Raw genomic sequence first — 604 nt, 5'->3', positions numbered from 1 at the left:
GGGGGGGGGCCCCTAGCCCAGCGGGGCCCCCCGGCCCCCCCCCCCCCGGGGCGGCCCCGCCGCCCGCCCCCCGCCCCCACACCCCCCCCCCCCCCCCCCCCGCGCCCCCCCCCCCCGCATCCGTACGCGCATGGGGTCGTTGGCACATACGTGCACACATACGACGCCACTCGCCACCGGCCCGCTTACCAGAACCCCATCCCGTCCATGCGCTCGGCGCAGGACTCCGAGGGCTCCTACTCGGCCACGCCGATCTACGACGCGTTGTACTCGGAGTACCGCAGGTCGTTCAAGGCCCTGCCGGGTGACCGGAGCGGCGAGGACGATCTGGGCTTCACGGCCTTCGGCGCCATGCCGTACGGCATGCACCGGGCGGGCGACCGGCAGGGCCAGCGGCACAACACGCTCAGCCAGCTGCATGTGACCCGCTACGGCCAGGAGCAGCACGGCACGGGCCACCAGCCGGTCCCCGCGGCGCTGCCGCCGGGACCGCGCAGGGGGAACTGAGGCACCGCACACGGGTGAGGCCCCGCCTTCTTCGGATTCCTCAAAGAAAAACAAAAATTGGGGGGGCGGGGGGGGGTTAAAAAAAAAAAACCCCCCC

The 604-nt window shown here is 73.0% G+C and carries 1 protein-coding gene; it reads left to right on the top strand.

Annotation, left to right across the window (positions count from 1 at the left end; translation table 11 throughout):
- The first annotated feature begins 207 nt into the window (after window positions 1–207).
- Window positions 208–507 (top strand): hypothetical protein, encoded by a 300-nt coding sequence (locus tag ACFWY6_RS32675; protein WP_384698122.1) that lies wholly within the window; start codon window positions 208–210, stop codon window positions 505–507.
- Window positions 508–604 lie beyond the last annotated feature (97 nt).

This window comes from Streptomyces sp. NPDC059037 (genome assembly GCF_042740015.1).
Lineage (GTDB): Bacteria > Actinomycetota > Actinomycetes > Streptomycetales > Streptomycetaceae > Streptomyces.
Note: the sequence above shows the minus strand (reverse complement) of the source record. Positions and strands in the feature narration are given on the sequence as shown.

Bases quoted from the DNA above. Each gene is read 5' to 3' on its own strand.
- ACFWY6_RS32675 (WP_384698122.1), top strand. From the start codon at position 208: ATGCGCTCGGCGCAGGACTCCGAGGGCTCCTACTCGGCCACGCCGATC.